Below are 18,879 nucleotides of genomic sequence, written 5' to 3' on the forward strand. Positions count from 1 at the left end.
TATAAGCATTTAACTGTTGGAAAACGTTGTTAAGCTCCCGGCAGTTAAATGCTTCCTGTTATTTTATCTGCGTAAGCAGATCCAGTACCTTCTCTCTTTTAAGGATCAGGTAACCAATTTTTTCTTTGGCGATTCCATCTTTCAGCAGGTAAGTAAAATGAAGGTCATCATCAATAACGGTCGACTCAAAATACTTGAACTGGATCCGTTTTTCATTGCTCAGTTCTTCCGCTACTTCATACAGGTGTGTGGAAAGGATGAACAGGCAGTTGGTGCTTTGAAGGAACCCCCTGATCACGGCCAGGGAACAATTCCGGGCGTCTTCCACATTAGTGCCTTTAAACATTTCATCGATCAGTACCAGCCAGTTTTTACCGTTGCTGATTTGAAGGATGGTATTTTTGATGCGTTGTACTTCACTGTAAAAATAACTTTCTCCCTTAAAAATATTATCCTGTACCTGGATGTTACTGAAGATGCCGTGAAAGAAGCTCAGCTCCATATCTTTTGCAGGCACGCCCATGCCTATATGTGCCAGGAACACGGCCACTCCTGCGGCTTTGATAAAGGTAGTTTTGCCGGCCATATTGGCGCCGGTAAGAAACATGAAATGAGCTGCTTCATCGAGCTTTACATCATATGCCACGGGCTCGGGAAGAATGATATGATAAAGTTGTGTGGCTTTAATAACCGGTCTGCTGCTGCCGGAAAAAACAGGGAACTGCAGGTTGAAATGCTTAATGGCCTTGGCCATCGCATAGAAGGCATCCAGCTGCTGGTAAAGGGTTACCAGTTCCTGGATCACTTTCCTATGTTTCTTCCGGATATAATTATCATAACGGAGGATCTCTACAAAATTCAGCTTGCCTTCTTCATCAGCTTTTAAAATATCATAAAATTCTTTTTTGGTGAGCAGCTGCTGTGCCCTGTCCAGCAACACTTTCAGCACAGTTGGCGTTTCATCGGAATTGAAGGCATTGATAAATGTGCGGAAGCCTTTCAGTAATATTACCAGTTGCGTGAAAGAGAATTTGATATAGCCATAATCAGGCGCATAGATAGTTTTATTGAGTACCGCATGAAGGTATAAAGCAATGCCTTCGGTACTGGAAATAGGCTCAATCTGCGCATCCATATAGTTTTCCACCACTACTATGGTTCCGTTGGAGATGATAGACGGCCAGTTGCTCTCCCGTTCCAGGATGTATTGCAATGCACGCTGCCTGTTCTTAATGGCATTGATATCGGATAAAGGATTGCTGTAGAGTTGCCGCAGGTATTCACGGCCGCCGGCTGTGGTAGTGAAATCAAGGCGGTGGAACAGGGAGAATTCTTCGTCGCGGTTAAAAATAGACAGGTCGTAGTAGGATGTTTTGTCCAGTTGCATGCAGCATCTTTTTGGTGAATATACGGTGGAAGATGCAAGGATAGAAAAATTCCATAAGAATTGAAAGGCTGTGCCGGCATTACCGTAAATGCAGCCATCCCGGCTGCATTTACGGTAGCAAAAATATTATCGGCTGAAGGCCAGTCGCTGCCCCAATACGTTCTCATTAAAAACGCCGTTGGCATAGGCGAGGTGGCCGCTTACAAAAGTATGTGTTACCGCAGCCGGGAAAGTATGACCTTCAAACGGGCTCCAGGCGCATTTATAATGAATATTCTCTTTGGTAACATTGGTCTGGTCCTGCAGATCCACTATTACGCAATCGGCATAATATCCTTCTCTCAGAAACCCTCTTTCCTTTATCTGGAAGCAGATAGCGGGAGCATGGCTCATTTTCTCCACCACTTTTTCCAGGGAGAGGTTACCTTTCTTTACATATTCCAGCATCAGCAGCAGGCTGTGTTGCACCAGCGGAACGCCGGAAGGGGCCTGCAGGTAAGGCTGTTGTTTTTCCTCCCAGGTGTGGGGGGCATGATCGGTGGCAATAATATCCAGCCGGTCGTCCAGGAGTCCCTGCCAGAGTGCGGTTTTGTTGTCGGCTGATTTAATGGCAGGGTTGCATTTGATCAGGTTGCCATATTGGGCATAATCATCTGCGGTGAAGTGAAGGTGATGAACACATACTTCTGCCGTAATCCGTTTTTCAGCCAGCGGCAGCATATTACCAAACAGCTGGAGCTCCCTTGCTGTGGAGATATGCAGGATATGCAGGCGGGCATTGTGTTTTTGTGCAAACTGGATCGCTACCAGGGAAGATTCAAAACAGGCTTCTACGTTGCGTATCAACGGATGATCCGCTGCGGTGAGGCGATCCCCTTTTTCCCGCTGGTAGGCTTCCATGTTGGCGCGGATAATTTTTTCATCTTCGCAATGGGTGGCGATCAGCAACTCACTGTTCGAAAATACGGTTTCTAGGGTGAGGTAGTTATCTACCAGCATGTTGCCGGTGGAAGACCCCATGAATATTTTTACGCCGCAAACACTTTCTTTTTTGGCGTTTGTTTTCAGTATTTCTTCCACATTATCATTGGCGGCTCCCATAAAGAAGGAGTAGTTGGCCAGCGAATGTTGTTGGGCAATGCTGTATTTATCTTCCAGCAGTTCCTGTGTGAGCGCAGCTGGTTTGGTATTGGGCATTTCCATAAAGCTGGTGGTACCGCCGGCTACTGCAGCGCGCGCTTCAGTATAAATATTGGCTTTATGGGTTAAGCCCGGTTCCCGGAAATGCACCTGGTCGTCTATAACGCCCGGTAACAGGTGTTTGCCTTCCCCGTTAATTTCAGTGTAGTTACCGCTGATGGTGATATTTGGCGCTATTTTTTCAATGCGGTGGTCTTTGATCCATACATCCTGTACCGTGGTGCGCCCTTCGTTTACCACGGCTATATTCCTGATGAGGTAGTTTTGCATGGCGCAAAGGTAAAAAAATCAGCGTAATCACGGTTGATCAGTCTGATCCTGAACAAGACAAGCCGCCGGAGGCGATCATAGATCTATCCCTCCAAATGAATCGAAAACACGATCATTCTTGATTGCAGTTTCTCCACCACATTGGAATACCGCAGGTTGGGGTCTTTCACGTGTACATTGCCAAAACCGTTGCTGATCTTAAACTCCGGGGCAAAAATGAAGCTCTCGAAATAAAATTCAAAGCCGGCGCCGGCTTCATAGCCATAATCGCTCTTCCTGATCTTTACAAGATCTTCTGCCCGGCGTAAACGGGCATTGGAAGCAAGGTCATAATCATATTTAAGGCCCGCAATAGTATAAACGCGCATATTGCCTATGCGGTCTGATTTAAACTTGATCTGCAGGGGGAAGCTCAGTAATATAGACTCGATCTTTTTATCCGTATCCTGGGGTTTCGGGTAAGTCTCCCGGTAGTAAAGGTTTTTGGAAGCAAATATAAGCTGCGGGTTGAAGCGCAGGTCAAAATGCTCACTCAGCCTGGCATTGGCCAGCAGCCCCAGGTTAAACCCCATAGTTTTCAGCGGCTCCGCTATCATTATAGAGTCATCGGCCAGGAAAGCGGGGGAATGCTCCAGTTTGAAATACGACTGGTTTGCGGCCAGCGTAATACCAAAATAATAGGGTTTTGCATCGTGTTCCAACATATTCATCTGGGTTTGCGCCCTTGCAGGAAGTACCCCGAATATAATGAATATCAGCGCGTAGCGCAATAAATGGAACATATGCCGAATGTTAGCGTTTTGCATGTAACGGCCTGGAAACGGGTATTGGTTAAAATAGTTCGCATTGCTTCACCCTGGGGAAACGCTTTCACAGATTCCGGCAGGTAACTGTAAGCCGCCTGGCTTTTGGCTACCCACTTCCCGATCAGGGGAGTAACATAACGAAAATACGAATTATATAATTGTTTAATAGGAAAAACTGTGGGATTCGAAAACTCAAGTATCACCAATTTACCACCCGGCTTTAAAACCCTGTACATCTCAGACAATCCTTTCTCCAGGTTCTCAAAATTACGCACACCGAATGCCACTGTTATGGCATCAAACGTTTGATCGGGAAAACTTATTGTTTCGCTATCGCCGGCTTGCAGGGTTATTTTGTTGCTTAACCCCGCTTTCAGGATCTTTTCCCGCCCGTGGCTCAGCATTCCCTCAGAAATGTCAATTCCCACAATTTTGTCGGGATGCAGCCGCTTTTCCGCCATAATAGCAAAGTCGCCCGTACCGGTAGCCACGTCCAGCATGAGTTTGGGCTGAAGCGATTTCAGGTACGCCAGTGCCTTTTTGCGCCATATAATGTCGATCCCGAGCGACATAAAGTGATTAAGAAAGTCGTAGCGGTAAGCAATATCATCAAACATGGTCGCTATCTGCTCCTTCTTGCTTAATTTTGATCCTTCAAAGGGAACGATCTTCTGAACATTTGCATTTTCTGACATAGTGCGCAAAGTTAAAGAAATGTAGTCATGTGACAGTATGCAAAAACAGGGATACGGGATTTTTAATGGAACAAAGCAATATCATTATGATTATTAAATCAGCAGAATATCTTATCAGCAGCCCCAGTTGGGAGAAATGCCCCAACCCCATATGGCCGGAATACGCATTCATCGGCCGTTCAAACGTTGGTAAATCTTCGTTGATCAATATACTGGCTAACAATGAAAAACTGGCCAAAACTTCCGGAACACCGGGTAAAACACAAATGATTAATCATTTTGCCATCAATAACGCCTGGTACCTGGTAGACCTGCCCGGCTACGGATTTGCCAAAAGAAGTTTGTCGCAGCGCCGCCAGTGGGAACAGATGATCGAAAATTACCTGCGTAAACGGCCCAACCTCGCCAGCGTATTTGTGTTGATCGACAGCCGCCATCAACCACAGAAAATTGATATTGATTTTATTAACCAGCTGGGAGAATGGAATGTGCCGTTCAGCCTTGTGTTCACTAAGGCAGATAAAAGTACCCAGGCGGAAGTCAGTAAAAATGTAAAAGCATTCCTCAATAAAATGAGGGAAACCTGGCAGTTCCTCCCCCCTAACTTTATTACTTCTACCGTGAAGAAAACCGGCAGGGATGCTATCCTCACTTACATCGATGAGCTGAATGCACAATTCCGGGCCATCGCTTAGTAATGCTTTCTTATATACACATTATTGTTACCCCGGTATTCCGGGGTAATTTTTTATATTTATTTGTTTATCTCAGCCAGTGATGGTATTTTTTGCTTAAATACTGTTGGAATGCCGGATATCGCAGATGAAATACTGTGTAAAAAGATAATAGAGCAGGATGAAGATGCCTTCAGGGTGCTATACGAAAAATACCGGGATCACATATATGGCTATACCATGAAGCTTTGCGGGTTACCGGAAGTAGCATCCGACGCAGTTCAGGAAGTATTTATGAAGATATGGGTAAAAAAAGATACCCTGAACCCGGAGCTATCTATCAAATCTTACCTCTATACTACTACCCGCAATTATGTATTTGATTACCTGAGAAAAGCAGTACATGACCAGAAATTCCGTGAATATTTTCTGCAGATCTATACAGAAGATACCGGCCTTATGGACGATATCCTTTACACCAGGCAACTGGAAGTCATTAAAATGAATGCCATTGCCCGGCTACCGGCCCAGCGTCAGCTGATTTTCAGAATGAGCAAAGTACAGGGCTGCTCTAACCAGGAAATAGCAGATCAGCTGGGCATTTCCGTTAACACCGTGAGAGATCAGCTGGTAAAAGCCTCCCGCTTTGTAAGACACTATCTCTGCCAACACGCCGATATTTCGATTATCGTTACCGCCTTTTGCCATATCATCCGTTTCTGAAAAAATATTTTCAGGAACGATCGTCTTTTAATGTTATCCGATCGTATTAGTGTTATGTCAACCGTGAACAATGGAAGAAAGTAAGGAACGGATCAGGGTTCTCTTTATTAAATTAACCAAAAAGGAATGTACCCGGGAAGAGCGGCAGGAGCTTCTCGCCTGGTTACAGGAAAACCCTGCGCCGGAGTATTTGCCGGAGGTGGAGGATTTACTGCAGCAGGAAAACTGGCCCGTAATGCCGGCAGATACAGCCAACCGGGTTTTCACCGCCATTATGCAGCATACACCATCCAAACCGGTGATCCCGCTGTGGAGAAGAACCGCGTTCAGGGTGGCGGCGACCCTGGTACCGCTTGTTGGCCTGGCAGCCCTCGTATTGTTCTTTTACAGGGATAAAGATAAACGCCACTTTGCGAATAACACCCGCCAGGTGCAGATCATACGGCTGGAGGATGGTACCGTGATAAATCTTAACCAGCGCAGCAGCCTCACCGTAAGCACATCTCCCGGTAAAAATAAACGCAGGGAAGTATGGCTGAAAGGAGAAGCCTTCTTTACCGTGATGCACCAGGCTGGTAATCCGTTTGTAGTACATACTGCCAGTGGTATCGATGTAAATGTACTGGGCACTGCCTTTAATGTGAGCAGCATAGACAACAACGCTGCGGTAGTGCTGAACGAAGGAAGCGTAAAAGTTAACACCAGCACAGGAGACGCACTGCAGCTACATCCCGGTGAAATGGCCGATTACAGCGCAAGTACCAGAATGCTCACCAGGCTGAAAGTAGATACCCTCTTCCAGACATCCTGGAGATACAACCTGATGGCATTCAAAGGAGAACCCCTGAGAACAGTGATGCAAAAACTCGGTGAACAATATGACTATGAAATAACATTTGATCAGGAAGAAACAGAAGAATTACTGTTTACAGGTTACATACCGTCTGATAACCTGCAACAGGCCATTGCTACGATAGAACAGTCCTTTAATTTAAAATTCATTTTACAACACAGAATCATCCGTGTAAGCAACAAAAAAATCCTTTAGAGACAACCAAAACTTAGTTATGAAAAGAGTTAAATCAATCAGTACCCTACTGATAATGGTCACCGCTTTGCTATGCTGTTTGCAATGGTCAGAAGCACAGAAATTAAAAGCGGGTACCCCTGAAAACAAAGTAAACGCTGTACCACTTATTACCGTGATCAATGAACTGGAAGCAAAATTTGATGTACGCTTTAGTTACAACACCAACCTGCTGAAAGGAAAAAATGTGCTCCTGCCAAACACAAATACCTTCCAGGCGGATAATATTGAAAGTAACCTTAACAAGTGTATGGCGCGCGCTTGGATTGGTATGCAGGAAAATCAACGGAAAACTATACGTGGTAAAAGCGGAAGATGCCACTGATGCAAAGTCCGTACAGGCTGCAGCCGCTAACACCGCGCCATTGCAAAGTATTAAAGGTTCGGTAAGGGATTCTCTGGGTAATGCATTGCCAGGCGTTATTGTTCAGGTGAAAGGTACTTCCAAAGCCGCAATTACAGATAAAGACGGCAATTTTTCCATCGATAATGTAAATGATGGCGATGTACTGTTGTTCAGCTTCATGGGCTATACGCCAAAAGAATATACCGTGAAAGGAGAACAGTCTGTTCACATTGTGCTCAGCGATCAGGCCATCAGTATTGACCAGGTGGTGGTTACTGCGCTCGGTATCAAACGCCAGGAAAAAGCCCTGGGATACGCTGTGCAACGGGTAAAAGGAGAAGCGGTACAAACCGTGAAAGGAGTAGATATAGCTACTTCCCTTACCGGCCAGGTATCCGGCCTTGTGATCAAGAACTCCACGGAATTTTTTGCGAAACCTACTATTGAACTAAGAGGGGAAAGCGCTTTACTGGTAGTAGATGGTGTACCCTATGGTAATATGACTTTACGCGATATTCCTACAGATGATATAGAAAGCCTCGATATCCTCAAAGGGCCCACTGCCTCGGCATTATATGGCTCCAGGGCTGCCGGTGGCGTAATCCTCATCACCACAAAAAAGGGAACAGGTACAGGGTTATCTGTAAACGTGAACAGCAATACCATGTTCCAGAGCGGCTTCCTTGCCATACCTAAATCACAAACTTCTTACGGCCGTGGTCAGAACGGGAAAATTGATAACGACTATGTATGGGGGCCCAGGCTGGATGCAGGAAATACGGCCAGGGACTGGAATCCGGTTACCAAACAGTTTGAAGACAACAGGCCGCTGAACTCCATAGGCAAAGATAACCTGAAGAATTTTATGGAACTGGGCATTGTTACCAATAACAACATCAACGTGTCTCAAAGTGGTAAATACGGCAGCTTCCGCGCTTCCCTGAACCATATTTACAATAAAGGACAGTTCCCCAATGCCAAACTGAATATGTATAATTTCACCCTGGGCGGAGAATTGAAGGCTTCCGAAAAATTCAGCCTCGAAGGACATATGGGCGTAAGCAAGCGGATGGCCCCACAGATATGGGGAACCGGCTATGGTAACCAGGGATATATTTACCAGCTCACCATGTGGACCGGCCCCGAATACGATATCCGCCAGTACCGCGATTACTGGAAAACTCCCAATCAGACGCAGAACTGGATGTACACCAATTGGTACGATAATCCCTACCTCATTGCCTACGAAAAACTGGATGCCATTCAGCAGAATACTACCAATGCAAGTCTTACCGCCAATTATAAATTCACCCCGGATCTGAACCTGCTGGTGCGCATCGGTTATGATGTTTACAACAACAAAGAGACCTTTACCAACCCAACCGCCAATATCTATTCTACCCGCGGCGGATGGAATGCCCGGGGATTATACAGTATCAATAATACCTGGGGCTGGAGCACCAACGATGATGCCATGCTTAGTTACAATAAAAAGGCGGGCGACTGGAACTTCGAAGCAATGGTGGGCGGAACTATTTATTACTGGGTGGATGAAGGACTGAAAGCCTCCACGAAAAACGGGTTAACAAGCCCTACTTTCTTTTCGCTCAACGGCTCTGTAGAACCGCCTACCTTCACGCCCGCCTATAACAGCAGGCAGGTGAACAGTTTGTATGGAAGAGCTGCTGTAAGCTGGCGTAATACAGTGTTTATTGACGCTACAGGGCGTAACGACTGGAACTCTGCACAACCGGCAGACAACAGGGCATATTTTTATCCGTCCGTTGGTTCCAGTGTGGTATTGTCTGAGTTATTTAAGATGCCTGCATTTACTGACATGTGGAAAATACGCGGTTCCTGGGCCACGTTTAAAACTCCCGCAGATGTGTACGACATCAACCGCCTGTACTCTACTGTTACGGGCGCCTGGAATGGCACCAATTCCGCCAGTTATCCCAGCAATCTGCTGGGCATAAACCTGCTGCCCAGTTCACAACGCACCTGGGAAATTGGTACTGTCGCTTACCTGTTTAAAAAGCGCCTGAATATAGACGTTGCCTATTTTAATAAGTATTATTACAACCGGCAAACTTCCGTTTCTATTCCCAGCTCCTCGGGCTTCCTCAGCACACTGGTAAATACATCTGAAACCTATGTAAGGAAAGGCCTGGAAATTACTGTTGGCGGTACTATAATGAAGAAGAAAGATTTTCAATGGTTATCTACCATCAACTGGTCCAACCAACACCGTTATTATGTAGACCTCGATCCTGTATACTCCGCGCAAAGCCCCTGGGTGAAGAAAAAGGAAAGACTGGATACCTATACAGATTATTACTGGCTGAGAGATCCGGATGGCAATGTAATACACAACAGCGGCTATCCCGTGAAAAGCGATTACAAGAAAAAGTACGGTTACAGTGATCCGGATTTCAGCTTCGGTTTTATCAACACCTTCTCCTATAAGAATTTTACCGCATCACTCAATATAGATGGCCGTATCGGCGGATTGATGTACAACTATATCTATGATAAAATGTGGGACTCCGGCACCAATCCTGAATCCGATAACCAGTACCGTTATGATGAAGTAGTAAACGGTCTTACCAACTATGTAGGACAGGGTGTAAAGGTTACTTCAGGAAGCGTGACTTACGATAACTTCGGCAACATTACCAGTGATACCCGTAAGTATGCCGTAAACGATACCGAAGTATCTTACCAGAACTATGCACAGAACTTCAGAGGCGGTGATTATGGCGTGCAAAAGAAAACCTTTGTAAAGGTGCGTGAAATATCCGTTGGATACCGGTTTCCTGTCACTATGCTGGCGAAGAGCGGTATAAAAAATGCATCTGTTTCACTCACTGCACAGAACCTGTTCCTATTCACCGCTTTCAAATTTTCAGATCCCGATGTGGATGATGAAAACCTGAACTCGCCATCGCAACGGATGCTGGGTATCAATTTCAGAGTAGGGTTCTGATATCTTTCAACATCAAAATAAATCTCATGAAAAATAATTCATTGAAATATATACTGGCAGTATCCTTTACAGCCGCGTTGACTGCAGGCTGCTCAAAATTTGACAAGATCAATACCAACCCCAATAAAACCACACAGGTGAGCTCCGCTATGCTGGCCACCAATATGATCCTGAGCATTACCAGGTCTGATATCAGTACCACCAAAAGCTTTATGCAGCCTTACCTGCTGGGCAAATATCTTACCTGGGGAGAAGGACAGGAGAGCTTCCAGTATAACCGGTTGGGCAGAACCAATTTTAACCGGATCGCATTGCTGCGTAACGTACCACCCATGATAGGTTATGCGCCGGATGAACAACTCCGGAAATCCTATAATGCCTTGGGACATTTTATCAGGGCCTGGCAATTTTTTCAGACCACCATACAGGTAGGCGATATTCCTTATTCACAAGCAGTAAAAGGAGAGTCTGAGAATCTTATTCAACCTGAGTATGATACACAGAAAGCAGTGTTCCTCGGTATACTGAATGAACTGGATAGCGCTAACCTGCTTTTTGCAGAGGGTAACGACTTTAGCGGCGATCCTGTTTATAACGGTAAAGTAGATAACTGGCGCCGGCTGGCCAACAGCTTCGAATTACATGTGCTGATGAACCTGTACAGGAAAACAACTGATGCGGATCTGAAAGTTATAGAACGGTTTAAAGATATAGTGGCCAACAGACCGCTGATGCGTTCCTATGCAGATAATTTTGCGCTCACCTATACCGCTGCAGCCGGGCAAAACTATCCCTGGTCTGATGTACCGGCTGGTTCAGGTAACTCCTTTGTGAAATCCAATTACACCATGCTTACTGCCACGCTGATAGATCCGCTGAAGGCATTGCATGATCGTCGTTTGTTTTACTATGCCAAACCTTCGCCAGTTAAAATTGCAGCAGGTAAAACGGCAGATGATTATGATGCCTATGTAGGCGCAGAACCGTCTGATGCGTTTCCTGCTTTGCAATCTGTTCGGTTGTCTAAAGATTATTCCGATCTGAACAACCGCTATGTGAACCTGGTAAATGCAGAACCGGTAAGTGTTTTCAGCTATTCCGAATTACAGTTTGTATTGGCAGAAGCAGCGCTGCGCGGATGGATTACCGGCACACCTGCGCAAAACTATTATGCAGCCGGCATCACTAATTCCATGAAATTTACAGCAGCATATACACCGGATGTAGAAGACTATCATCACAATATGAAAATGGACGACAGTTATATCCAGGGCTACGTAACATCGGTGGCGCTCACGGGCAGTATGCAGCAGCAGTTGTCGCAGATCATTACACAAAAATATCTCGCAGGGTTCCTGCAGGGAGCAAACTACAATGCCTGGTACGAGCAGAGAAGAACAGGTTATCCTGTATTCAAACTGAATGCAACCACTAACCTGAATACGCCTGCCACGCAGTTTCCCGTAAGATGGCTTTACCCTGATAATGAGCTGAGCTATAACAATGCGAATCTCAACAATGCTATCCAGCGGCAGTTCAGTGGCAGCGATAATGTGAACAGCGTGATGTGGTTATTGAAAGATTAAAGCAAGAAGGGGGATGAAAGCGATATTCGTTTTCATCCCCCTTCTTAATAATAATTTTTTCATCAGTAAGCTACTTTACCATACGTCATTATGCAGGCATCTGAAAGATTGGGGGTTAGAATGATCGCATCGCTTTTAAAAGTGACGAAGAACTGATTGCTTTCGCCGATTGTCAGCACAGTTTCGTTGTTAACCTGCTTAATATGAAACGTGTCGGCGTTTTCTTTTACGTCATTGACAAATAATGTATACTGATTGCCATGGAAAACTATTTCCTGCTTATTGGTAACAGCTGCGCCTTGTCCGCTGAAACATCCTTCAACTTTTGCCAGCCGCCATTTTCCTTCTACGGAAGTAAGCAGAGGAGCGTCTTTCTTTTTACAGGCAGAAAAAACAGTTATTAAAAACAGGACAGGGAGGAAATAATAAAATTTCATAACAGGAGATTTGGATGTTATTAAAACAACAATTTCCAGATAGTGTGATCAGTTAAATATTTTATTGTTGATGATCGTTTGATTGATCTTTTTTTCAAAATCTGCAAAATAAGCAGGGACTGGTCCAAGGGGTATATCTAAATAAATTTCAGTGCTGTCTGTTGGATTTTTTTGTACATATATAAATGCCCGGTAAGGAGCATCAGTTGCGCCACGCGAAGAGTAAATATTTGGATCGGCTTTGATAGCTGTTCTTGGAAAGCTGTTTAGATAAGGCTTCAGGCTGTCATGCACATTACGGGGCAATTCCCTGGTGCTTTTCTCATTGTTTTTTTGAGTAATCACGTAGCTGCCATTTGCTGTGATTTGCAGGGTTTGGCTTTCCACATTGGGAACGCTCCAGCCTCCGTCAAAAACAAACAATGAGGTGGTATCAGGTGCTTCCACCATATCTTTTTTGCAGGAAAGCGCGCAGAGAGACGCCAGCAGCAATACGGCTGCCAATGATTTTGGTAGTATCATATAGAATGGGTGTTTATTGAATGTATAGCGTAGAAACCAGCGAAAAGTTACAATGGAAAGAGGGGATTGTATAGCTTGATAAGGGGAGAAAACGCCACCTGACGTGGTAGCACGTCAAAAAATTGGAGAGAGGTACAAAAAACGGGGCGCCTTAGTTCACTATCTTATTGGCGCAGCTGCTGCTGGCAAAGGCTTCGGGTTTGGCTTTAAAGGCAAAGCCCATCCCCAGGATATAGCCCATTGCTTCCCGCAGCGCCAGGTTGCTTTTGAACTGAGGGTTGGTATTGATGTCTGCGTGCACTTCCATGTCTACATCATATTCTGTAAACAGGTCGCACAGTTCATACGCAATTTCAATACTCTTGGCTACTTCTACCAGCATGCGCTCTTTGATAGAATAGCGGTCTTTGGTTTTTTCATTGTGAATAAACATAAATCCGCCATGACCTTCACGGAGGAATACGATCACAGTGGCGAATTCCGTATCTACTCCTTTTACCTGGGAATCGGTTCCGATGCACACTTTCAGCCGGAATCCCTTTGCGGTTTCGCGGACGATGGCTTGTCGTACTTCTTCCTTTACCGGAAGGTGGATAACCTCTCCATTAAATCTTCTCCATTGCATACATGTATATATTAAGGGTGAACATGCGTAATTGGGTTATGCTATAATGCCTGCCTGCTGAAGTAATGCCATGCGCTAATTGGGTCAACAATATGGAATGCGTTCATCGGGGATAACAGCAATATATACGAATATACGAAAAAGCTGTTAGCAATAACCAACAGCTATATATTAAAAAAAACAAGAAGATCCAGAGTGGAGGAGGGCTAGAATTGTCCCGTGCTGAGCATTACAAGGGTACATGCCTCAACCGGACGGATATTATGCTGCCGGGCAATATCTTCCAGCTCCGGGTTTTCTGCACCTGGATTGAAGATAATGCGGTTGGGCTGCAACTGTAATATATAGTCGTAATATTCTTTCTGTGCCAGCGGGTTCAGGTACATGGTCACAGTATCTACTTTTTCAAGCGGCGGATGTTCGGTGATTATCGGCGTATCACCAATGGCAGCCGCACGTTTTCCGATCGCTACTACCGGGTGCCCTTTGGCCTTCAGCCGGTTCACGGCCAGGTGGCTGTATCTTTCCGGGTTAGGCGATGCGCCCAGTACCACGGTGAGCTTTTTATCATTATTGGTTTCCATACTGCTAATTTACGAAATTCAGGGCAGGTGATAAGCGCTCCGGGCTTTTACAGGGGAAACGCTGATATGGCTGTTTTCGTATAGACGGGAGGGTGATTACAACTGAAGGGGAACCGCTTTTTCCCGTAAGGCAATAATGCTTCTTCGTATAGCTAACACGGTTATTGCCAAGTATCAGTCCCGGAAGAAGGAGAAACGTACTGATTGCAGCAAACCCCTGCAAAACATCTGTACATGCAGGTGTATGGATAGGCAGCCACTTCTCTTGCCCGGACCAGTAATACAAACAGTGCCACATTGCATAGTAAAAGGGTAAATATCGACTGTGCAAATCACTGTCAGTATTCCCTGGATAATACCGTCTGCTATGTAAAACGGTTTCATCTTTTTGGTATTCCGGATTTTCGGAGAAATGGAAATATATTTCCAAATATTATTTGATCAGCTTTAGCAGGCTGCTATAGAACCAGCTTTCTTCTGATTTGATAAATGCGCCGATGGTTTTATCTGTTTGCTGCGCAAATTTGGTGATGTTGGAGATGGAATCCTTAAAGGCTTTCATTTCTTTGTCTTTGGGATCACCCTCTGCCTGCTGCAGCTGTAACAGCACTTTCATAATGGGATCCAGCTCGCGTTTCTTTCTTTCACGGGCTATATAGGTAGCTACTTTCCAGATATCTTTTTCTGCTACAAAGAACTCCTTTCTTTCCCCCGGGATCAGGATACGTTCTACCAGGCCCCAGTTAATCAGTTCCCGCACATTCATATTGGTATTTCCCCGGGAGATGTTCAGTTCCTCCATGATATCATCGGCACTTAAGGGATCAGGCATTACCAGCAATAAAGCGTGAATCTGGGCCATTGTACGGTTAATGCCCCATTGGGCGCCCAAAGAGCCCCATGTTTGGATAAACTGCGCTTTTGCTTCCACTAAATTCATGTAGGTCGTTATTTTATAGCGTTTGACGGTTTACAGGATCAAATGTATACCAGGTTTTTGAACTTTCAAAATATAATGAAACATTTTACCGGTGAATGACGGGGCGATCAGCGGTAGGCATCAATGATATTCCCGTTGTTCAGGGCACAAAAAAGGCGGAGTATTCACTCCGCCTTTCGTATAGCTATTACAATTTTTTATACCAGCATGGTCACCGGGTTTTCCAGGAAACCTTTCAGGGTAGCCAGGAAGCGGGCGCCTACAGCTCCATCCACGCTTCTGTGGTCGCAGCTCAGGGTCAGTTTCATAATGTTGGCAGTTTTTATCTGGCCTTTTTCCACTACCGCAGTTTCTGTGATGTTACCAACCGCGAGGATCGCTGAATCCGGCGGGTTAATGATCGCAGTGAATTCGTCGATGCCCAGCATACCCAGGTTGGAGATGCTGAAAGTATTACCGCTGAATTCCTGTGGTTGCAGTTTCTTGTTTTTGGCTTTATCGTACAGGCCCTTTGCATCACTGGCAATCTGGCTCAGTGTTTTCTGATCTGCAAAGCGGATCACCGGTACTATCAGGCCTTCTTCAATGGCTACCGCAGAACCAATATGTATGTGCTGGTTTTCGCGGATAAAGTCGCCCATCCAGCTGCTGTTCACGGCAGGATGCTGACGCAGTGCCATGGCAGCGGCCTTGATCACCATATCATTGAAGGAAATCTTAACAGGGGAAATTTCGTTGATGGATTTACGGGCTTCTATCGCCTTATCCATATTCACATCTATTTTCAGATAGAAGTGAGGCGCACTGAATTTGCTTTCGCTGAGGCGTCTGGCAATCGTCTGGCGCATTTTGGTCAGCGGAATATCTTTGAAGCCTTCCTGGCCGGCAGGTACAAAGGCCGGAGCAGCTGGCGCTGTACCGGCTTGTGCAGCAGGAGCCGCTTTGGCAGCAGGAACATAGCTATCCACATCTTTTTTGATGATACGGCCACCATCGCCGGAACCCGGAACCTGGCTGATATCAATACCTTTCTCTTCTGCCAGTTTCTTTGCCAGCGGGGACGCTTTTACGCGGCCATCAGTAGTGGCAGTTGCAGCGGGGGCCTGGGCTGGCGCCGGAGCAGGAGTACCGTTCTGGGAAGGGGCCGGAGCGGATGCAGCCTGGGCTGGTGCAGCGGGGGCTGCGCCTTCAGCTGCCAGGATCGCGTCTACATTAGTACCCGCTTTACCCACAATGGCTATAATACCATTCACTTTGGCGGCATCGCCTTCTTTTACACCTATGTATAATAAAGTACCGTCGGCATAGCCTATAACTTCCATGGTCGCTTTATCAGTTTCCACTTCAGCCAGTACATCATCGCTTTTTACAACGTCGCCTACTTTTTTATTCCAGGCAACTATTTTACCTTCTGTCATGGTATCGCTCAGGAGCGGCATCCGGATAACAGTAGCATTTTTCAGTGCTTCTTTTAATGCAGCATCATCAGCCGGAGCGGCAGCGGCCGGAGCAGCCTGTGGAGCAGGCGCCGGTGCGGCGGCAGCGGGTGCAGGAGCGGCAGCATCTTTTTTACCTTCGCCTTCCAGCAGGGAGCTGTAATCTTCTCCAGGTTTACCTACAATGGCAATGATCCCGTTTACCTTAGCTGCTTTCCCTTTCTCAACACCTATATAAAGGAGGGTTCCTTCTACATAACCCATCACTTCCATAGTAGCCTTGTCTGTTTCCACTTCAGCTATAACATCGTCTGCTTTTACTGTATCGCCCACCTTTTTATGCCATTCCGCAATCACCCCTTCCGTCATCGTATCACTCAAAAGGGGCATTCTGATAACTTCTGCCATAGTGCTTTATTCAAAATTTTGTTCAAACCTACATGTTTTTGCGCAAAAACGCAAAGAAGGAATTGTAAACTGTTTAAAAATGTCTGTCTATCCTTAATATTTAATCAGCGTATGTACGCTAGAAATCCAATTCCATGTTAAGCCGGTCTTTCAGCTCTTTTACCAACGGGTATTTCTCTGCCATCTGCTGGAACTGCTCCCGGCTGGAAAGCGGGGCCGGACCAATATCCTGTACCTGTTGGCTTTCATCCAGCTGCAGGGTGAGCACAATGGCGGGATTGTTGAATTTCTTCTTCAGGAACTCTGCAATCACCAGCTTTTCTTCTTCCATAAACCGGAACTGTACAATGTTCCGGCTTACTATTCCTACTTCGGCAATACCCAGTAGCTTCAGCTGGGCCAGCTGCAAATTGCTTACCACCGTCATTTTGTTGGCCTGCCGGTACAGATCAATAAATTCTTCCCAGTACACATGGATAGCTCCCATGGTAATAGGGGTGGATTGCACCTGGGTGGTGCCCTGCTGTTTGGCAGCCATTGCCTCTTTCATAGCGGCAAGCCCGGTCAGTTTGCCTGCCGGGGCCGTGGCGGCTGCTGAACCGGAAGTCCCGGCAGCAGGGGAGGCCACAGGAGCCGTGGCCTGAGCTGTTCCCGGTGAACTGGTAGCGGGTATACTAGCGGAAGGCGCCATAGCAGGCGTATTAATCACTCCCGTATTTCCATTGGAAGAAGGTGTAGCGGGCACAGGGGCCGGTGGCGGCGTTTGGGCAACCGGCGCAGCCTGAACCGGCGGAGTTTGTACCGGTGTTTTTTGCACCGGTGCTGCCACCGGTATGTCTACCGTTAAACGGGGGCCTGCTGCTGCAATGCTTTCTGTAGTGGCCGGAATACCGGTAATGGTTTTAGCGGTTACCGGCTGGGGCTGGGCAACAGGTGCCCGCAGTTTTTGCGGCGGAGAGCCATCAGCTACCAGCTTTTTTTTTGAGACCTCCCCGTTGCTGTCGTCACTCACCAGCGTTACAGCCTGTTGCAGGAAACACAGCCTGATCAGGGCCATTTCCACATGCAAACGCTTATTACGTGCCATGCGGTAATTGATCTCGGTTTCATTCAGCAGGTGCAGGGCGGTGATCAGGTAAGCGGGGCTTACCTGGCCCGACAGCTGTTTATAACGCTCTTTCAGGTTACCGGAAACCTCTACCAGGTGAAGGGCCTTATCTTCTTTACATAACAACAGGTTACGTAAAAATTCCGCCCATCCGTTCAGAAAATTATCTCCTTCAAAACCCTTCTGTAAAATTTCATCAAATATCAGCAGGGCATTGGCTACGTCCTGTTGCAACACAGCCGTCATTACCCGGAAAAAATAATCGTAATCAAGGATATTGAGATGTTCCAGGGTATTCTGGTAGGTAAGATGCCCGCTTGTAAAACTTACGATCTTATCCAGCGTACTCAGGGAATCACGCATACACCCGTCGGTTTTCTGCGCTACCAGGTGCAGGGCATCAGCTTCTGCCTGGATATGCTCCTTATTACATATCTCCTGCAAATGGTCTACCGTATCCTGTATGGTAATACGCTTGAAGTCGAAGATCTGGCAACGGCTCAGGATGGTCGGCAATATTTTATGCTTTTCCGTAGTAGCCAGGATGAAGATCGCATAAGACGGCGGCTCCTCCAGGGTTTTAAGAAAAGCATTGAAAGCCGAGGAACTGAGCATGTGTACCTCATCTATGATATAGATCTTGTACTTTCCTGCCTGCGGCGCAAAGCGCACCTGTTCCACCAGGGTGCGGATGTCATCTACAGAGTTATTGGAGGCAGCGTCCAGTTCATGAATGTTGAATGAACTGCCCTCATTAAACGATTTGCAGGAATGACACTCATTACAGGCTTCCCCATCCGGCTGCAGGTTTTCGCAGTTAATGGTTTTAGCCAGGATACGGGCACAGGTGGTTTTCCCTACTCCACGCGGACCGCAAAACAGGAAGGCATGTGCCAGCTGTTTATTGCGGATGGCATTTTTGAGTGTGGTGGTAATATGTGCCTGTCCTACTACTGTTGAAAAGTTCTGTGGACGGTATTTACGGGCTGAAACGATAAAATTCTCCATATGAGTGCTACGCTTTCGCGAGCGCCGAAAATACGCACAAATTCAGTAAGA

At 46.2% G+C, this 18,879-nt stretch carries 17 protein-coding genes; 6 read left to right on the top strand and 11 right to left on the bottom strand.

Translation table 11 applies throughout. The annotated features are described in order from the left end of the window. Positions 1-58: 58 nt before the first annotated feature. The 4 genes from ABIE50_RS06985 to ubiE form a co-directional block, all read right to left on the bottom strand. Entirely contained in the window at positions 59-1,387 is a 1,329-nt protein-coding gene (locus ABIE50_RS06985) for a MutS-related protein (protein ID WP_209866758.1), read from the bottom strand. A 126-nt stretch (positions 1,388-1,513) separates the two neighbouring features. After that, entirely contained in the window at positions 1,514-2,857 is a 1,344-nt protein-coding gene (locus tag ABIE50_RS06990) for a dihydroorotase (RefSeq protein WP_142683830.1), read from the bottom strand. 83 nt (positions 2,858-2,940) lie between these two features. Continuing rightward, complete coding sequence (porT, locus tag ABIE50_RS06995) at positions 2,941-3,639, bottom strand: type IX secretion/gliding motility protein PorT/SprT (protein ID WP_209866760.1); 699 nt, start codon at positions 3,637-3,639, stop codon at positions 2,941-2,943. Then, positions 3,612-4,358, bottom strand: coding sequence for a bifunctional demethylmenaquinone methyltransferase/2-methoxy-6-polyprenyl-1,4-benzoquinol methylase UbiE (ubiE, locus tag ABIE50_RS07000; protein WP_209866761.1), 747 nt, complete (start codon positions 4,356-4,358; stop codon positions 3,612-3,614). Before ubiE ends, porT begins: the two co-directional genes overlap by 28 nt. Before the next feature lie 86 nt (positions 4,359-4,444). Here ubiE and yihA point away from each other — a divergent pair, with 86 nt between their 5' ends. The 6 genes from yihA (at position 4,445) to ABIE50_RS07030 (ending at position 11,760) form a co-directional block, all read left to right on the top strand. Further along, positions 4,445-5,053: a ribosome biogenesis GTP-binding protein YihA/YsxC gene (gene yihA / locus ABIE50_RS07005; protein WP_142683827.1), complete on the top strand. Its 609-nt coding sequence runs from the start codon at positions 4,445-4,447 to the stop codon at positions 5,051-5,053. Between the two features lie 111 nt (positions 5,054-5,164). Further along, positions 5,165-5,755 (top strand): RNA polymerase sigma-70 factor, encoded by a 591-nt coding sequence (locus ABIE50_RS07010; protein WP_209866763.1) that lies wholly within the window; start codon positions 5,165-5,167, stop codon positions 5,753-5,755. Positions 5,756-5,825: 70 nt separating this feature from the next. Continuing rightward, positions 5,826-6,803 (top strand): FecR family protein, encoded by a 978-nt coding sequence (locus ABIE50_RS07015; protein ID WP_209866764.1) that lies wholly within the window; start codon positions 5,826-5,828, stop codon positions 6,801-6,803. A 19-nt stretch (positions 6,804-6,822) separates the two neighbouring features. Then, a complete protein-coding gene (locus ABIE50_RS07020; protein WP_354027905.1) occupies positions 6,823-7,167 on the top strand; it encodes a hypothetical protein in 345 nt (114 codons plus the stop codon). Further along, the gene (locus ABIE50_RS07025) at positions 7,142-10,174 is read left to right on the top strand and encodes a SusC/RagA family TonB-linked outer membrane protein (RefSeq protein ID WP_354027906.1); all 3,033 of its coding nucleotides are present in this window, start codon (positions 7,142-7,144) and stop codon (positions 10,172-10,174) included. Before ABIE50_RS07020 ends, ABIE50_RS07025 begins: the two co-directional genes overlap by 26 nt. A 26-nt stretch (positions 10,175-10,200) precedes the next feature. Next, positions 10,201-11,760, top strand: coding sequence for a SusD/RagB family nutrient-binding outer membrane lipoprotein (locus ABIE50_RS07030; protein ID WP_209866767.1), 1,560 nt, complete (start codon positions 10,201-10,203; stop codon positions 11,758-11,760). A 62-nt stretch (positions 11,761-11,822) separates the two neighbouring features. Here the strand turns inward: ABIE50_RS07030 and ABIE50_RS07035 are convergent, their stop codons facing one another. The 7 genes from ABIE50_RS07035 to ABIE50_RS07065 form a co-directional block, all read right to left on the bottom strand. Further along, positions 11,823-12,197 carry a hypothetical protein gene (locus ABIE50_RS07035; RefSeq protein ID WP_209866769.1) on the bottom strand — a complete coding sequence of 125 codons (375 nt, stop codon included), beginning with the start codon at positions 12,195-12,197 and terminating at the stop codon, positions 11,823-11,825. Positions 12,198-12,245: 48 nt separating this feature from the next. Next, the gene (locus ABIE50_RS07040; protein ID WP_209866770.1) at positions 12,246-12,719 is read right to left on the bottom strand and encodes a hypothetical protein; all 474 of its coding nucleotides are present in this window, start codon (positions 12,717-12,719) and stop codon (positions 12,246-12,248) included. Positions 12,720-12,870: 151 nt separating this feature from the next. After that, positions 12,871-13,344, bottom strand: coding sequence for a ribonuclease H-like YkuK family protein (locus ABIE50_RS07045; RefSeq protein WP_079470056.1), 474 nt, complete (start codon positions 13,342-13,344; stop codon positions 12,871-12,873). A 206-nt stretch (positions 13,345-13,550) separates the two neighbouring features. Further along, the gene (locus ABIE50_RS07050) at positions 13,551-13,928 is read right to left on the bottom strand and encodes a CoA-binding protein (RefSeq protein WP_209866772.1); all 378 of its coding nucleotides are present in this window, start codon (positions 13,926-13,928) and stop codon (positions 13,551-13,553) included. A 433-nt stretch (positions 13,929-14,361) separates the two neighbouring features. Then, positions 14,362-14,868 carry a GbsR/MarR family transcriptional regulator gene (locus tag ABIE50_RS07055; RefSeq protein ID WP_142683818.1) on the bottom strand — a complete coding sequence of 169 codons (507 nt, stop codon included), beginning with the start codon at positions 14,866-14,868 and terminating at the stop codon, positions 14,362-14,364. A gap of 197 nt (positions 14,869-15,065) precedes the next feature. Beyond that, complete coding sequence (locus ABIE50_RS07060; RefSeq protein WP_209866773.1) at positions 15,066-16,712, bottom strand: pyruvate dehydrogenase complex dihydrolipoamide acetyltransferase; 1,647 nt, start codon at positions 16,710-16,712, stop codon at positions 15,066-15,068. A gap of 118 nt (positions 16,713-16,830) precedes the next feature. Next, a complete protein-coding gene (locus tag ABIE50_RS07065; protein ID WP_209866775.1) occupies positions 16,831-18,828 on the bottom strand; it encodes a DNA polymerase III subunit gamma/tau in 1,998 nt (665 codons plus the stop codon). Between the last annotated feature and the right edge of the window lie 51 nt (positions 18,829-18,879).

This window comes from Chitinophaga sp. OAE865, assembly GCF_040546735.1.
GTDB classification, from domain to species: Bacteria; Bacteroidota; Bacteroidia; order Chitinophagales; family Chitinophagaceae; genus Chitinophaga; species Chitinophaga polysaccharea_A.